Origin of the sequence: Actinomadura harenae (assembly GCF_003696215.1) — a bacterium.
GTDB lineage: Bacteria > Actinomycetota > Actinomycetes > Streptosporangiales > Streptosporangiaceae > Spirillospora > Spirillospora harenae.
Genome location: NZ_RFFG01000145.1, coordinates 1 through 16,039, shown reverse-complemented (window position 1 = coordinate 16,039; position 16,039 = coordinate 1). Strand labels below are relative to the sequence as shown.

Below are 16,039 nucleotides of genomic sequence, written 5' to 3'. Positions count from 1 at the left end.
CGCCCGGCACGCGACCGGGCAGCTCGCGTTCGCCGAGGCCGTCGAGCTGTGGCGGCTCGCGCTGGACGTCCTGCCGCCCGGCCGGGACGCCGAGCGTGCCCGGCTCCTCGTCGAGCGCGGCCAGGCGCACCGCACCGCCGGACGGCCCGGGGAGGCGCGCCGCGACTGGGAGGAGGCCGTCCGCGTCGCGCGCGAACTCGGCGACCGCGACGCCCTGATCCCCGCCGCCACGGCGATCGGCGGGCCCGCGCTGTGGAACTGGTCCCCGTACGGCGTGGTCGACCGGGACCTGGTCGCCACCATCGAGGACCTCCTCGGCGGCCCGCTCGCGGACGCCGACCGCGCCGCGCTGCTCGGCACGCTCGGCCTGGAACTGCACTACGCGCCGCGCGGCGCCGGGGGCGAGCGGCACGCCGCCGACGCGGTGGCGCTCGCGCGGCGGCTCGGGGACGGCCCGCTCCTCGCCCGCACGATGAACAACTACCTGCTCGCCGCGTTCCGGCCGGGCCGCAACACCGAGCGGCGGCTGATGGCCGAGGAGCTCGCGAACCTGCCCGGACAGCCCGCCGGGGGCGAGGTGATGGCGCGCGTGTTCCTCATGTCGTGCCTGCTCCGCGACGGCGACCTGGCCGGATGGGACCGCGAGTTCGCCCGCTGCGAGGACCTGCTCGCGTCCGCGCCGGGCCCGGAGCTCGAGTCGATGGTCCGGATCGGGCAGACCGCCCGCGCCACCCTGGACGGCCGCTGGGACGAGGCCGAGACCCTCGTCGCCGACCACGGCGACATGCGCTTCGGGTCGACGCTGTGGGGCCGTCCGTTCCACCGCCTGGTGACCACCTACTCCTGCCGGCGCGGCCAGGGCCGGGCCGGCGAGATGCTGGACGAGCTCGTCGAGCACGCCACCGGGCCGCGCCTCGTGCCGGTGCGTCCGGTCGCGGTGCTGGCGGCGGTCGAGTCCGGCCGTCCCGACCTGGCCCGTGACCTGCTCGGACGCTGGGGGAGCGACGTCCCGGACAACTGGGTGGCCGACTTCCTCCTCCCGGTCTGGGGCTTGGTCGCGGCGCGCCTCGGCGCCCCCGACCCGCGCGTCCTGTACGACCGGCTCCTCCCGTACGCGGAGCAGTTCGTCACCGCGGGCATGGGCACCGCGTGCTGGGGCTCGACGCACCTCGTCCTCGCCGAGCTCGCCCGCCGCCTGGGTGACGAGCAGACCGCCCAGGCCCACGCCCGCGCGTCCCTCAGAACCCACGAACGCCTGGGCCTCGCCCACTGGACGGCCCAGAGCCGCGCCCTTCTCTGACCCCGGTCCTACAGCGGCATCTTGTAGCCCTCGTGGGTCGGGGCGAAGCCCAGGGAGGCGTAGAAGCGGTGCGCGTCCAGGCGGGTCTTCGTGCTGGTCAGCTGGACGAGGACGCAGCCGCGGGCGCGGGCGCGCTCGATCGCGTGCTCCATCAGCGCGCGGCCGAGGCCGCCGCCGCGCAGGTCCGCGCGGATCCGCACGGCCTCGATCAGGGCGCGCTCGCCGCCGCCCTTGCCGAGCCCGGGGATGTACGTCTCCTGGAAGCAGCCGACCACGTCGCCGCCGGACTCCATGACCAGCATCTCGTTGCGCGGGTCCGCGTCGATCGACGCGAACGCGCGCTCGTAGGCGTCGGACACCGCGACGGCCGCCGGGTCGACGACGGTGGTCTCGCCCGCGAGCAGGGCGAGGACGGCGGGGAGGTCGGCGCGCGTCGCGACACGGACGGAGGGGGTGTTCGGGGAGGCCATGCCACGGACACTACCCACGGCGCCCGGAGGGACATCCCTAGGGCGGGCCCGGATCTATTCCCTCCCGGGCCCCGATAGAGGGGTTTCCCCATGCATGGTCATTTTCGGTTCCCCCGCGCGTCCGCCGGGGCAAGTGCAGGGTGTGAGTGACCGGAAGGACTGTCCCGCCTGCGACGGAGGCGGGGAGCAGCGGCTCGGGCAGCTTCGTCTCGCCTGCTTCATCTGCCGCGGCATGGGACGCATCATGGAGAACGGCGGCCGCGGCGGTGGGCGGGAACCCGCGCCGAGACGCGCGTACACCCCCGTGTGGGACCAGCTCGGAGCGGAGATCCTGCCGGGATGCCGGGCCTGCCTCGGCGTCGGGCGCGTCATCAGCCTCGGCGGCGACGTCCGAGGGGGGAGACCCGCGACGATGACGGAGGCCCCCTGCCCCGCCTGCGCCGACCGCTGACCGTCGACCAAGCGAGCGCTAGGGTTGGCGCGTGGAGACCATGAGGGCGTACCGCGTCGTCGGCTGGCAGGAGCCTCCCCGCCTGGTGGACGTGGACGTCCCGAGGCCCGGCCCCGGCCAGGTCCTCGTGAGGGTCGCCGGGTGCGGGCTGTGCCACTCGGACCTCACCATGACCGGGATCCCCGCCGGGATCGGCGAGGCCCTCGGCTGGCGGGCGCCGTTCACGCTCGGGCACGAGACTGCCGGGCACGTCGCCGAGACCGGCGCGGACGTGACGGCCGTGAAGCCGGGCGACCCGGTCGCGCTGGTGTCGCCGTCGTCCTGCGGGACGTGCCGGTACTGCGCGCGCGGCCTGGACTCCTCATGCCCGGACGGCCTCGCGGGACGCGGGTACGGCCGGGACGGCGGCCTCGCCGGGTACGTCCTGGTGGACGGCGTCCGCGGGCTCGTGCCGCTGCGGACGCTCGACCCCGCGACGGCCGGGCCGCTCACCGACGCGGGCGCGACCGCCTACCACGCCGTCCGGCGGGCGCTGCCGCGCGTCCACCCGGACGGGACGGCCGTCGTGATCGGCGCGGGCGGGCTCGGCGCGTTCGCCGTGCAGTTCCTGCGGGCGCTGAGCGGCGCGCGGGTCGTCGCCGTCGACACGAACCCGGCGCGCCTGGACCTCGCCCGCGAGCTCGGCGCCGACGACGCGATCACCGGCGTGGACGCCGCGACCGCCGCGCGGATCGCGGACCTGACCGGCGGCCTCGGCGCGGACGCCGTGCTCGACTTCGCCGGAGTGGACGCGACGATCGCCGCCGGGGTCGCGATGCTCCGTCCGGCCGGGGTGTTCGGGCTGGTCGGGGCGTCCGGCGGGAGCCTGCGCGCTCCGTGGTTCGGCGGGCTGCCGCGCGACGGCGAGGTGTTCACCTTCCAGGGGTCGAGCGTCGCCGACCTTCAGGAGGTCGTCGCGCTCGCGGAGCGCGGCGTCGTCCGCAACGAGGTAGAGGTGTTCCCGCTCGACCGGGTCGAGGACGCGTACGCCAGGCTCGCGCGCGGCGACCTGCGCGGCCGCGCCGTGGTCCAGCCTTAGGCGTGTGGCCTAACCCTCGGGGTCGGCCGGGTGCGGGGCCAGGGGGAGCGGCGCGGCCAGGCGGTTCTCGCACATGTCGACCAGCACGTCGTACGCGGGTTGTCCCATGAGCTCGACCAGCTCGGGACGGTAGGTCACGTACAGCGGGTCAGGGGCCTCGTGCGCGGAGCGCGCGCTCGTGCACCACCAGTGCAGGTCGTGCCCGCCCGCGCCCCAGACGCCGCGCTCGTACTCGGTGATCGACACGACGAGGACGCGGCCGCCGTCCGGATGGTCCCGCCACTCGAAGGTGCGCCGGATGGGCAGCTGCCAGCACACGTCGGGCTTGTACTCCAGGGGTTCGCGGCCGTCCCGGACGGCCTGCGCGTGCAGCGCGCATCCGATCCCGCCCTCGAACCCCGGCCGGTTCAGGAACACGCACGCGCCCTGGAGGACGCGGGTGCGCCGTCCGCCGCCGGACGTGGCCGCCGTGAACCCGTCGCGCGTCCCGGTGCGGTGGAACTGCCACACCTCCGGGGTGAGGCGCGCGGCGTGCGCGGCGACGCGCTTCTCGTCGTCCTCGTCGCTGAAGTGCGCGCCGAGGGAGCAGCAGCCGTCGGTGGCGCGCCCCTCGACGACCCCCTGGCAGCCGCGCGCGAACAGGCAGTTCCAGCGCGAGGTGAGCCAGGTCAGGTCGCAGCGGAACACCTGCTCGTCGTCCGCCGGGTCGCCGAACTCGATCCACGCGCGCGGGAACCCCGGGGCGGCCTCATCATCCATGGGTCCACGTTCTCGCATGTCAGGGGCGCGGGGCCAGTGCCACGAGCAAGGGGACGGTCAAACGCAGGGCCATGCTCGGCACGGCGAACCCCGAGTCCTGCACCACGGCCCCGACGGCGGCGGTCGCCGCGACGCCCGCGAGCCCGGCGCGGAGCGTCCCGTGCCCGGCCAGCCATGCCGCGACCGGACGCGGCGGCCGCAGCGCCAGCCCGGCCAGGACGGCCACGACCGCGAGCGCCGCGACCGTCAGCGGCACCGACCCGCCGACCGTGTGGAGCATCGCGTCCAGTTTGCGTCCGACGATCGCGCCCGCCTCGCCGTCCCCGACCCGCGTGGCGAACCGTCCGAGGTGGGTCTGGGCCGCCGCCGGGCGGGCGTGGTCGGCCAGGACGAGCGCGGTGACCGCCGCGACGCCCGCCGCGCAGCCGAGGCCGAGCTTGGCCGGGGAGATCCGGCGTCCCGCGATGACCAGCGCGGACACCGCGATGCCGGGCGCGAACGCGAGCGTCCCGCCGAACTTGGCGCCCGCGTCCGGCCACGCGGTGATCGCGAGCGCGGCGAGCCCCGTGCCGGCGACGGCCAGGACGGCCGCCCGCCGCCGTCCGCGTTCGGCGAGCGGCCCGGCGGCGAGCGTCACGGCCAGGAGCACGGACGTCGCGAACACGGCGAACGCGAGGTTGGACAGGCCGTAGAAGCGTCCGGCGACGATCCCGTTGTAGCCGGTCAGGCTGTTCCACTGGAGGCGGGATCCGGTCAGGACGTCAAGCGCGGACACGGCGGCGGTCGTGCCCGCGACGGCCACGGCGCCCGCGACGGGCGAGGGCAGGCGCGACGCGGCCAGGCCGAGGACGGCGGTGAGCACGGCGATGCCCGTGACCAGGGACGACGCGGTATGCCAGGGGAACAGGTCCACCAGGTAGGTCGCCTGCGGGACGGCCATCGCGGCGAGCGCGAGCACCCGCGTGACGGCGCGGAGCCGCGGCCACCGGCGTCCGGCGATCAGCAGCGGGACGAGCAGCGCCAGCTCGATCGCGATCGTGGCCGTCCAGAACGGGCCGCGCAGGTTCTCGCCGATCCGGGCGGCCTCCGCGTCGCCGGCGAGCCGCCGGACGGCGCGCTCCGGCGCGACCCGCCCACCGGCCGGACGCCACGCCTCGCCGATCATCGCGGCCGTCGGCCGGAGCCCCGCCGCCGCCAGGATCGACGGCGTCAGGTCGGTCAGCGTGACCAGGCCCGTCCGGCGCGTGGACGCCGACGTCAGGTACCGCGTCGCGTCGCCCGAGGTCAGGAGGGGGTGGAGGGCGGCGTGGCCGGGCGCGTCGGAGATGCCGACGACGAACACGGCCGCGTCGGCCGGGACGCCGCGCAGCGCCGCGTCGGCCTCCCGCGCGTTCTCCACGTCCACCAAGGTCAGCGCGGCGGGCGTCGAGGCCGTGTCGACCTGTCCCGTGGCGTCGGCGGCGCCGAGGGCCGCGTCCGGGCCGGACGCCGCCGTCCGGAGCCCGGCGGCGTGGAAGGCGGAGCCGAGCGCGCCGACGTCCGCGCGGTAGCGGCCGTGACGGTTCCGCTCCCGGAGGACGGCGAAGGGCGACGGGTGCGCGCAGTCGTCCACCGAGGCCCGCTGACCGGCGGAGAGGGTGAGCCAGCCGTCCGCCGGGCAGGTCGTGTCCCGGACGGTCCGCACCGACACGTTCGCCAGTCCCGCGCGTCCGGCGAGCCGCCACAGGTTCGGGGTGCCGCCCGGGGTGATGTCGGCCCAGCTCAGCGCCCGCACCCCGAGCACGACGACCGGGCGCGGGCCCGTCCCGGCTTCAGCGGATGCCGGGACGGGCCACAGGACCATGGTCAGTAGGAACGCGGCCAGTGCGGTCAGTCGACGCAGGGGATGCCCCCGCCCTGGACCGCGCCGCCCTGCGCCCCGGTCGTCGGCAGCGTCGCCGTCGGCCCGGGGTGGTGCCCGCCGGACCCCGACACGGAGGGCACGGTGGCCGCGGGCCCGAGGACGACGCGGACCGTCCCCGCCGGAAGCGACGCGTCCGCGACGGCCTTCGCCCCGAACAACCCCGCGATCTTCTTGCCCGCCGCCTCGGACGACGCGCCGTACCGGACGGTCGTGCGCGCGTGCGGCGTGGTGTTGCCGACCTTCCCGGTCGTGAAGCCGTCCTGGGACAGCGCGCCCGCGACCTTGGCGGCCAGCCCGGCGTGCCCGCCGCCGTTCAGCACGTCCACGGTCGCCTTCGCGGCGCCTCCGCCGCTCGCGGCCGGGGCCGGGGCCTGCTTCGGCGGGTCGAGCGTGTCGTGCACCATCGCGCGGATCTTCCCGGGGTTCACCAGGTTCACCGACTGCCGGTTGATCGTGCCGAAGCCCTCGATCGGCAGCGTGTGGAACTCGACGTTCCCGCCGGTCAGGCTCTTGGCCTGCTGGGCGAAGCCGAGGACGTCCCAGCTCGCGTCCATCACGACGTCCTTCTTGGCGACCTTCAGCAGGCCCTGCATGCGGCCGAGGTCGCCGAAGATGCCGTCCTGCTTGAGCTTGTGCGTGACCGACGCGAGGAACGCCTGCTGGCGGTGCGTCCGGTCGAGGTCGCCGTTGGTGAGGCCGTGCCGCTGCCGGACGAACGCCAGCGCCTCCGAGCCGTTGAGGTGCTGCCGTCCGGCGGGGAAGTTCGCGCCGGAGTAGTGGTCCTGGACGGGCCGCTTGAGGCAGACGTCGACGCCGCCGAGCGTGGTCGCGAGGTCGTAGAACCCGGCGAGGTTGATCTCGGCGAAGTGGTCGATCGGCACGCCGAGCAGCTTCCGGACGGTCGAGACCGTGGCCTTCCGCGCGGCCTCGCGGCCGTCGTGCTCCAGCTGGTGCTTGCCGGTCTCGCCGCGCGCCCGGAGCCTGTCCTCGGTGAAGGCCTTGGTGACGCCGTACGCCTCCTTGATCTTGCCGTGCTGCTGCGGCCCGACGGCGTCCTCGTAGTCGACGTAGTCGTCGCGGGGGATGGAGAACGCGGTCGCCTTGCCGCCGTCGTTCGGGACGTGGAGGAGGATCAGCGTGTTGGTGTTGTAGCCGCCCACGCCCTCCTCGTTCACGCCGCGCGCGCTGCCCGCGTGCAGCTGCCGCAGGATCGCGTTCGGCAGCGGGTCGCCGTTCTGGTCCTTCCGGGAGTCCAGGCCGATGAGCAGGATGTTCGTCGCGCCGTCCTTGGACTTCGGGCCGTTGCCGATCGCATGCGACGAGCCGAGGCCGCGCAGGTTGCTCACGACGAAGTAGGACACGCCGCTCGCCAGCAGGACCAGCGCGGCGGCGGCGCACGCGAACGCGTACCCCACGTTCCCGGCGATCTTCAGCGCCCGTTCCCGCGGGGTCTCGCGGCGCCGTTCCGGCGGGCGCCTGCCGGGCGGCGCCTGCCGCCGCTGAGGCGGCGCGCCTCCTCCCGGACGCTCCGTCCGAGATCCGCTCGCGGACGGTCGTCCCGCCGACCCGCCTCGTGGCGGTCGTCCCGCCGGGCGGCCCCGGTGCGCGGTCGGTCCCACTGTTCCCCTTCCGGTCGGCTCGCGCCGGCGCGTGCCCGTGTCCTCAGCGTGCCCGCGTCGTGGTCGCCCGTACCACGGCGACCGCCGCGACCAGCAGCGTCGCCGTCGCCATCGCCACGAATCCGCTGCTGAGCCAGCGGCTCGCGGAGGTCGCGAGGCCGACGGTCCCGCCCGTCCCCCCGGAGTCCCCGACGAGTCCGGCGAACGCCGCCGCGACCGCGTAGGCCAGCGGCGGCATCGGCAGGACGAGCCGGACGTGCCGGGCGTGCACCAGGGCGACGGCCAGCAGCGATCCGGCGACCAGGCAGATCCCGAGCACGAGGCCGGGGCCGTGGTTCCCGAAGGCGTCCACGAGCGCCCCGGCGAGCGTCACCCCGGCGAGCAGCGCGCCCGCGCCGAGCGGGGTCAGCATCGGATCGGTCCGTTCACGTGGCGTCCTCGTCGTCCGGCGGTCGGTCGGCTGGTCGGTCAGGCGGCGGAAGGAAACGGGCGAATCCGCCACACCTTCCTTCCGTGCCGCCCAGCCTGCCAACACTTAAGCATGAGCGCAAACATACATGTGATCATTCTGCTGGACCGAATCCGTGCCCGTCCCCGACACGGCGAAACCCGGCCGGACCTTGGGAGGAGGTCCGGCCGGGCTTTGCGCGCCCTGGGGACATGCCTTGAGACGCGCCGCCGGAATGATCAGTTCAGGCCGAAGGCCCGGATCACCTCCTGCTCGACCGTGTTGCCCGCGTCGTCCCGTGCGGAGGCGCGGAGCGAGACGAACGCGCCGGGCGTCCGCGGGAACGCGACCTGGCCGTTCCAGGAGGAGCCGCTGTGGCCGAGCGCGACCCGCTGCCAGGTCCTGCCGTCGTCGAATGACACCTGGAGCGTGGCCGCGGTGGTCTTCTCACCCGCGCCGGACGCGTCCGGCTGCTGCCAGGTGGTGAGGCCGATGGTGCCGCGCGTCCCGGCCTTCGCGTTCCCGTTCACGTCCGTGCCGACCGTGTAGCCGACCTGGAGCAGCGGCAGGAGCGTCTTGGCCTGCGTGCTGGTCGTCGCGAACTCCCACGCGCTGTGCGTGGTGGTCGACAGCCGCCGGGACGTGTCGGCCGTGTCCTGCTCGAAGCGGTACTTCGCCGAGCCGTCCACGTGCGGCACGGACTTCTGGATCGCCTGCGAGTTCGACGTCCCGACCAGCGTGCCGTTCTGGAACAGCCGCGACGTGATCCGGCTCCGGTCGTCCGCGCCGGTCGTCCGCGTGCCGCCGTCGGTCGGGACGTTCACCTGGAAGAAGTCCGAGCTCTGGAACGGACCCCAGAAGCCCTGGCCCAGGCGCGGCCGGGTGACCGGCTCGAACCAGTCCAGCTTCGACGTGCCGGGGGTGTACGCGCGGTTCTCGAAGCGCTGCTCCCAGCCGTCCGAGGTCTGCGCGCCGGCGTACCAGGTGTTGCCCGCCTCGGTGGACAGGTAGCTCACCCGGGTGCGGCCGAGGCCCTGCGGGTCGTCCGGGCCCAGGCACGGCGGCCACTGGTAGTCGCGGCAGTCGCTGCGCGACTCGAACGCGATGCCCTTCGGGTCGCCGACGAACCGCTCGTCCACCCGGGCGAGCGAGCCGCTGGTGACGTTCCAGGCGAGCCCGGACGGGACGGCGCCCGGGTACGACCTGGTCAGGTCGTACTTGTACGGCGCGAACTCGACGGCCGAGCCGACGAGCCGCCCGCCCTTCCTGGAGCCCGCGAGCAGCCGCGCGCCCTCCGCCCGCGTCACCGACGCGACGGGCAGGTCCGACCCGAGGTGGTTCGTGAACCGCCCCGGACGGTCGTTCGCGACCAGCAGGAACGCCGCTCCGGCGGCCTGCGCGGCGGCGACCGCCTCGGCCGGGCCCACCGCGTCGCTGCGCGTGATCACGACCGCGGCGCCCTTGGCCTGGACGCCCTTGTACTCGTCCGCGCTCCCGTTCCCGGCGGACACGACGGGCAGGTCGACCTTGCCGTCGAGGCGCACCGAGCCCTGGAAGTACAGCGGGTCGAGCCCGCCGATCCCGGCGGTCCCGGACACGTCCAGGTAGGGCTTGGTCATCCGGTAGCGGACCGCGAAGTCGTACGTGCCGCCCCCGACCTTGCCGGTCGGCAGCGCGTAGAGGTCGTCCACGTCGTTCGGGGCCGCGTAGCCCGTGGAGAACGAGGCGAACTGCCCGCCGATGCCCGAGTCGTGGAACGACCCGATCCGCCGGTAGTCCGGCACCGACCGCTTCGGCGTCCGGACGGTCAGCCGCGCCGCTTTGCCCGCGTCCAGCGCGAGCGCGGTGTCCTTGGTGAGGTTCACGTGCGGGGCGCTCAGGAACGCGACGCCCTTCGAGCCGGGGCCGTGGTCGCCCGCGACCTCGACCACGCCGCTCACCGAGTACACGCCGGGCGCGAGCCGCTGCTGCGGCACGGCGCCCGTGGCCGGGTCGGCGGTGACGGTCTGGACGTACTGGTCGCCGTACCGGTACAGCGACAGGTCGCCGCCGACGGGCTTGCCGTCGCGGCCGGTCAGCCTGATGTCCAGGCTGTAGCGCTCGTCCTCCTTGACCAGGCCGAGGGCCGTGTGCGCGACGACCTTGCCGTCCTGGCCGGCGGCGTCCACCTGGCCGGTGAAGTTCCCCGTGCCGGACGCGTCGTCGGCGTCGGCCGTGACGGTCACGTCGGCGCTGCCGTGCGCCGGGACGGACACCTGCGGCGCCGACAGCCTGAACAGGCCGCCCGCGTCCTTGCCCTCGGGCCCGGTCGCGTGGGTGCTCAGCTTGAGGTCCCGCGCGGTGTCACCGGAGTTGGTGAACGTGACGGTCTTGGTGACCGGGTCGGATCCGGTGTGCGGCCACGGGGAGAAGCCGAAGAACTGCGAGCCCGTCGCGGACACGTCGCCGACCGCCCCCGGCAGCCAGAGCCGCCCGGAGCCGAGCTCGAATGCGGACGCGTCCTTGAGCTCGGTCGACGTCGACATCAGCGCCGCCTTGAGCTGCGGCGCCTTCCAGTCCGGGTGCTGCTGGGCGAGGATCGCGGCGGCGCCCGCGACGTGCGGCGTCGCCATGGACGTGCCGCTCATCTGGACGTAGCCGCCGCTGCCGGGCGAGTCCTTGGACCGCGCGGCGATGATGTCGACGCCCGGCGCCGCGATGTCCGGCTTCATGCCGTGGTCGCCGCCGCGCGGGCCCATGCTGGAGAAGTAGGCGCGCTCGTCGCTCGCGTCCACGGCCCCGACGGTCAGCGCCGAGTCGGCGGTGCCGGGGCTGCTGACCGTGCCCTCGCCGCCGCTGTTGCCCGCGGCGATGACGAACAGCGAGCCGGTCTGCGCGCTGATCCGGTCGACGGCCTGCGCCATCGGGTCGCCCGCGACGGTGATGCCCGGGTCGCCGAGGCTCATGCTGACGACGCGGGCCTTGGACGCGGCCCACTCCATGCCCGCGATGATCCACGAGTCCTGGCCGTAGCCGTCGTCGCCGAGCACCTTGCCCATGACGACCCTGGCCTCGGGCGCGACGCCGGACTGCCTGCCGCCCGAGGCCGCGCCCGTCCCGGCGATCGTGGACGACACGTGCGTGCCGTGCCCGACCTTGTCCGTGATGTCCTCGCCCGGGACGAACGAGGTGCTGCCGTCGGCGACGCGTCCGGCCATGTCCGGGTGCGTGACGTCCAGGCCGGAGTCGAGGACGGCGACCGTCGCGCCTCCGCCCTTCTGGCCCTTCTGCCACACCTCGGGCGCGCCGACCTGCGGGTTGCTGACCTCGTCGGACGCCTTGACCTTGCCGTCCAGCCAGACCTTGCCGAGACCGCCCGCGAGAGCGCGCGGCGCCAGGCCCTTCGCGGCCGGGGCGATCGAGGCCCAGAAGGCCGGGGCCCGGCCCTTGCCGATCTGGAGCGCGGCGCCGCCGATGCTCGGCAGGTCGCGCCTCTTCACCGCGCCCGCCGGGGCGGACCGCGCGGCCCGTCCGCCGTACAGGGCGATCAGCGGGAGGCCCGCGCCCGCCTTGTCGGTGTACCCGAACCGGACGAGCTTGCTGACGTTGAACAGTTCCCGGTCGAGCCTGCCCTGGGCGAGCAGCGGGCGGGCGGCGTCCGGGACGACGTAGGTGTCGTGGCCGACCGTCTGCGTCTCGGATCCGCCGGTCGAGCCGGGCGCGGGCCTGACCGTGGCGACGGCCTTGCCGTCCTGGGTGGTGCCGAGGGTGACGACGTCGCCGGTGATGAGCGTGACGGACGCCGTGGCGGCCGCGTCGGCGGCCTTGGGCGTGGCTTTGGCGGTGGGTTTGGCGGGGGAGGTAGGGGTGGCGGGGGAGGTGGGGGTGGCGGGTGTGGCGGCGAGCGCGGGGGACGCGACGCCGACCCCGAGGGCGACCGCGACCGGCAGCAAGGCCGCCGGCAGGCCGCGGGAGGGTGTTCTCATGAGGAACCTCCGGGGCTACGGGTGATCACCCCCGAGGATCATGGCGGGACCCCGTCACCCTCAATACGGAGATCATGGCGGTTTCGTGTCATGGCGTGTTCCCGTCATCCCGCCCTTCCGAGGTTTGGCGCGGACATGCCAGTGCGGGCTGTCATGCTGGCCGCGTGTTCGGACTCACCCCCGACGAGACGTCCGCGTACCGCGAGCTGATCGCCGTTCCCTCCGCGTCCGCGGCCGAGCTGGCCGGCCGCCTGCGGCTCGCCGTCGCCGAGACCCGCGCGCTGCTCACCACCCTCGAACGCCGCGGCCTCGCCTCGCACGACAGCCAGGACCTCGCCCGGTTCGTCGCCGCGCCGCCCGCCGCCGCGCTCGGCGCGCTGCTGGCCGAGCAGCGGATCGAGATCAAGCGCGCCGAGCTCCAGATCGACGCGCTGCAGGAGGTCTACCAGGCGGCCTCCGCCCGCCGCGGCATCTCCGGCCTCCTCGACGTCGTCCAGGGGCAGCGGCAGGTCGCCGAGCGGTTCCGGCTGCTCCAGATGGGCGCCGAACGCGAGGTGCTCGCGTTCGTCAAGGCGCCCGCGACGGCGGTCAGCGCGCGGGAGAACACCGCCGCCGAGCAGGCCGCGCTCGCCCGCGGCGTCCGGTACCGGGTGGTCGCCGAGCGCGCCGCGCTCGAGGAGCAGGGCGGGATCCAGGCGGCGCTCGCGACCATCCCCGAGGGCGAGCGGATGCGCCTGGTCGGCGAGGTCCCGCTCAAGCTGATCATCGTGGACCGGCGCGCCGCGTTCCTGCCGATCGTCGCCACCCCCGGCCCGGACGGCGCGGGCGCGGTCGTCGTCCACGAGTCCGCCCTGCTGGACGCGCTGCTCGCCCTGTTCGAGGCCGAATGGATGCGCGCCACCCCGATCCGCACCCCGGGCCACGGCCAGGACGACCCTGCCGCCGCCCGCAACGGCACCCCGCTGGACGAGACCGACGCCCGGCTCCTCGAACTCCTGCTCGCGGGCTACACCGACGACGCCGTCGCCAAGCAGCTCGGCATCTCGCTCCGGACCGTCCAGCGCCGCATCAGCGGGCTGATGGGCCTCGCCGGGGTGCAGACGCGCATGCAGCTCGGCTGGCACGCCGCCACGCAGGGCTGGCTCGGCCTCGCCTCCGGCTGACGGCCCGCGGAGGAGGTCGGGCCGGAGACGACGGATGCCACGGCCCCGCAGCGCGGGATCGTGGCACCGGTCGTCCTGGGTGGGCAGGTTCGGAGCGGAGATCAGTCGGTGCCGAACTCCATGGCGGCGCTGTCGAGCAGCTCGTCGCCGCCGGGGGCCGTGCCGCGCGAGGCGATGGTCTCCGCGCCGCCCTCGGGCATCGCGCCGATCAGCGCGGTGGCCGCGCCGCCCGGCACGGCCGGGTGGGACCCGCCGACCACGCCGATCCCGGCGTACTGCTCGAGCCGGGCGCGGGAGTCGGCGATGTCCAGGTTCCGCATCGTCAGCTGGCCGATCCGGTCGACCGGGCCGAACGCCGAGTCCTCGGTGCGCTCCATGGACAGCTTGTCCGGGTGGTAGCTGAGCGCAGGGCCGGTGGTGTCGAGGACCGAGTAGTCCTCGCCGCGCCGCAGCCGCAGAGTGACCTCGCCGGTCACGGCCGAGCCGACCCAGCGCTGGAGCGCCTCGCGCAGCATCAGCGCCTGCGGGTCGATCCAGCGGCCCTCGTACATGAGCCGCCCGAGCCGCCGTCCCTCGCTGTGGTAGGTGGCGATGGTGTCCTCGTTGTGGACGGCGTTGACCAGCCGCTCGTAGGCGGCGTGCAGCAGCGCCATGCCCGGGGCCTCGTAGATGCCGCGGCTCTTGGCCTCGATGACCCGGTTCTCGATCTGGTCGGACATGCCGAGCCCGTGCCGTCCGCCGATCGCGTTGGCCTCCAGCACCAGGTCGACGGCGGAGCCGAACTCCTTGCCGTCGATGGTGACCGGGCGGCCCCGCTCGAAGCCGATGGTGACGTCCTCGGCGGGGATCTCGACCGAGGGGTCCCAGAACCGGACGCCCATGATCGGCTCGACCGTCTCGACGCCCGCGTCCAGGTGCTCCAGGGCCTTGGCCTCGTGCGTGGCGCCCCAGATGTTGGCGTCGGTGGAGTACGCCTTCTCCGCGCTGGCCCGGTAGGGCAGGTCGCGCTCGGTCAGCCACTCCGACATCTCCTGCCGGCCGCCGAGCTCGCCGACGAACGCCGCGTCCAGCCACGGCTTGTAGATCCGCAGCGACGGGTTGGCGAGCAGGCCGTACCGGTAGAACCGCTCGATGTCGTTGCCCTTGAAGGTGGAGCCGTCGCCCCAGATCTGCACCTGGTCCTCGAGCATGGCGCGGACCAGCAGGGTGCCGGTCACGGCCCGTCCGAGCGGGGTGGTGTTGAAGTAGGCGCGGCCGCCCGACCGGATGTGGAACGCGCCGCACGCCAGGGCGGCCAGGCCCTCCTCCACGAGGGCGTCGCGGCAGTCGACCAGGCGCGCGACCTCGGCGCCGTAGAGCCTGGCGCGGCCGGGCACGGACGCGACGTCGGGCTCGTCGTACTGGCCCAGTTCGGCCGTGTACGCGCAGGGCACCGCGCCGTTCTCGCGCATCCAGGCCACCGCGACAGAGGTGTCGAGACCGCCGGAGAAGGCGATCCCGACGCGTTCACCGACGGGCAGGGAGGAGAGCACCTTGGACATGGGAAGAGTATGCACTGCTCTGCATGAACATTCAATTCATTCGACGGATTCCCCCTCTGGATTTTCCGAAACCCGGGCCGGAGTGAGGTGACCCTGCTCACATGGACAGGGTCACCAGGCGAATCAGAGACCCGTCCAGAGGACGGGCTTTCCCGCCCCCGTGCTGAGCAGCCTCGTCCCGTCCGCGTTGAGCGCCACCCCCATGCAGTGGTGCGGCGTGGTGAGCCGCCTCAGCTGGGTCCGGGACGCCGCGTCCCAGAGGCGGATGGCGCCGTCCGACTCCGACCCGTCGTCGCCGCCGCTCGCCAGGCGCCGGCCGTCCCCGGAGAACGCCACGCTCTGGATGCTCTTGTGGCCCGCCAGCCGCGCCAGCTCGGCGTGCGAGCGGACGTCCCAGACGCGGACGACGTTGCCGCCCGAGGCGCCGTACTCGCCGACCGCGAGCGTCCGGCCGTCGGGGGAGAACGCCAGCCCGGTCGCCGCCGGCGTGCCGAGATCGGCGATCCGCGCGCCGGTCACCCCGTCGTACAACCGCACGTACTGGTCGGCGCCGCAGGTCGCGACCATGCGGCCGTCCGGGCTGAACGCGACGGCGTACAGCTCGCCGGAGTACTTCTCCTTGCGGGCGAGGCGGGTCACCAGGCGTCCGCCCGCCTCCCAGAGGTACCCGCCGTCCTCGGACGCGGCGGCGATCCGGTCGCGGGACGACCACGCCACGTCCATCGCCCGCTTCGCCGGCCCGGTCAGCGTGGCGACCGGCCTCCCGTCGGGGACGGAGAAGACCCGGACCCTCCCGTCCGAGCAGGCCACGGCCAGGCGCTTGCCGTCCGGGGAGAAGGCCACGCCGTTCGCGCCGTCCTTGCCGGCCTCCATCTGCGCGAGCCGCGCGTGGGACGTCCCGTCGTAGATCCCGACGGCGTGGTCGCCGCTCGCGCTCGTCCAGCCGGACACGGCCAGGTACCGGCCGCCGGACGAGAACGCGGTGGCGCGCAGCTCGTAGGCGTCGATGCCGTCGAGCAGCGTCCACGTGCCGCCGGCCGGGTCGGCGTCGCCGAGACCGCTCGCCTTCTTCAGCGCGTTGGTCGCCGACCGCGCGGGCGATCCGCCGCCGCTGAGCTCCTTCCATCCGAGGATGCCCAGGCCGCCCGCGACGAGCGTCCCCGCGGCGGCCGCGAGCAGCGCCCGCCGCCGCACCTGCTGCTGCCCCGCCCCCGCCCCCTGGGGCAACAGAGGCACGGCCACCGGCGCGGCGAACGGGCCCGCGGCCTGTGGGGGCACGGCGTGCGGGGGTGCGGGGCGTGGCTCCTGGAGGCCCTGCGGGGGCGGCGGAGCTGCGGGCGGG

12 protein-coding genes are annotated in these 16,039 nt (G+C 74.8%); 4 read left to right on the top strand and 8 right to left on the bottom strand.

Annotated features, from left to right (window positions below; translation table 11 throughout):
• Positions 1-1,300 (top strand): hypothetical protein (locus tag EBO15_RS44725; protein ID WP_158628482.1); only part of this gene is annotated, 1,300 nt, incomplete at its 5' end.
• An 8-nt stretch (positions 1,301-1,308) separates the two neighbouring features.
• Here EBO15_RS44725 and EBO15_RS39270 read toward each other — a convergent pair.
• The gene (locus EBO15_RS39270) at positions 1,309-1,770 is read right to left on the bottom strand and encodes a GNAT family N-acetyltransferase (protein ID WP_122199550.1); all 462 of its coding nucleotides are present in this window, start codon (positions 1,768-1,770) and stop codon (positions 1,309-1,311) included.
• A 142-nt stretch (positions 1,771-1,912) separates the two neighbouring features.
• Here EBO15_RS39270 and EBO15_RS39265 point away from each other — a divergent pair, with 142 nt between their 5' ends.
• Together EBO15_RS39265 and EBO15_RS39260 are read left to right on the top strand one after the other, a co-directional pair.
• Positions 1,913-2,221, top strand: a complete 309-nt coding sequence (locus EBO15_RS39265; RefSeq protein ID WP_147481864.1) for a hypothetical protein — start codon at positions 1,913-1,915, stop codon at positions 2,219-2,221.
• A gap of 40 nt (positions 2,222-2,261) precedes the next feature.
• Complete coding sequence (locus EBO15_RS39260; protein WP_122199548.1) at positions 2,262-3,299, top strand: NAD(P)-dependent alcohol dehydrogenase; 1,038 nt, start codon at positions 2,262-2,264, stop codon at positions 3,297-3,299.
• 9 nt (positions 3,300-3,308) lie between these two features.
• Here the strand turns inward: EBO15_RS39260 and EBO15_RS39255 are convergent, their stop codons facing one another.
• The 5 genes from EBO15_RS39255 to EBO15_RS39235 all read right to left on the bottom strand — a co-directional run bounded on the left by EBO15_RS39255 (position 3,309) and on the right by EBO15_RS39235 (position 11,993).
• On the bottom strand, positions 3,309-4,058 hold the full coding sequence (locus EBO15_RS39255) for a hypothetical protein (RefSeq protein WP_122199547.1): 750 nt from the start codon (positions 4,056-4,058) through the stop codon (positions 3,309-3,311).
• Between the two features lie 19 nt (positions 4,059-4,077).
• Complete coding sequence (locus EBO15_RS39250; RefSeq protein ID WP_147481863.1) at positions 4,078-5,901, bottom strand: alkaline phosphatase family protein; 1,824 nt, start codon at positions 5,899-5,901, stop codon at positions 4,078-4,080.
• 26 nt (positions 5,902-5,927) lie between these two features.
• Positions 5,928-7,376 carry an LCP family protein gene (locus tag EBO15_RS39245; RefSeq protein ID WP_122199545.1) on the bottom strand — a complete coding sequence of 483 codons (1,449 nt, stop codon included), beginning with the start codon at positions 7,374-7,376 and terminating at the stop codon, positions 5,928-5,930.
• 247 nt (positions 7,377-7,623) lie between these two features.
• Positions 7,624-7,992: a DUF6542 domain-containing protein gene (locus EBO15_RS39240; RefSeq protein WP_147481862.1), complete on the bottom strand. Its 369-nt coding sequence runs from the start codon at positions 7,990-7,992 to the stop codon at positions 7,624-7,626.
• A 275-nt stretch (positions 7,993-8,267) separates the two neighbouring features.
• On the bottom strand, positions 8,268-11,993 hold the full coding sequence (locus EBO15_RS39235) for a S8 family serine peptidase (RefSeq protein WP_147481861.1): 3,726 nt from the start codon (positions 11,991-11,993) through the stop codon (positions 8,268-8,270).
• 164 nt (positions 11,994-12,157) lie between these two features.
• On the opposite strand from EBO15_RS39235, the gene EBO15_RS39230 reads away from it, so the two are divergent.
• Positions 12,158-13,156: a helix-turn-helix domain-containing protein gene (locus EBO15_RS39230; protein ID WP_199745109.1), complete on the top strand. Its 999-nt coding sequence runs from the start codon at positions 12,158-12,160 to the stop codon at positions 13,154-13,156.
• A 101-nt stretch (positions 13,157-13,257) separates the two neighbouring features.
• On the opposite strand, the gene argG is transcribed toward EBO15_RS39230, so the two are convergent.
• Entirely contained in the window at positions 13,258-14,697 is a 1,440-nt protein-coding gene (argG, locus tag EBO15_RS39225) for an argininosuccinate synthase (RefSeq protein ID WP_122199541.1), read from the bottom strand.
• Positions 14,698-14,820: 123 nt separating this feature from the next.
• On the bottom strand, positions 14,821-16,039 hold a 1,219-nt coding region (locus EBO15_RS39220), incomplete at its 5' end, for a WD40 repeat domain-containing protein (protein ID WP_233616773.1).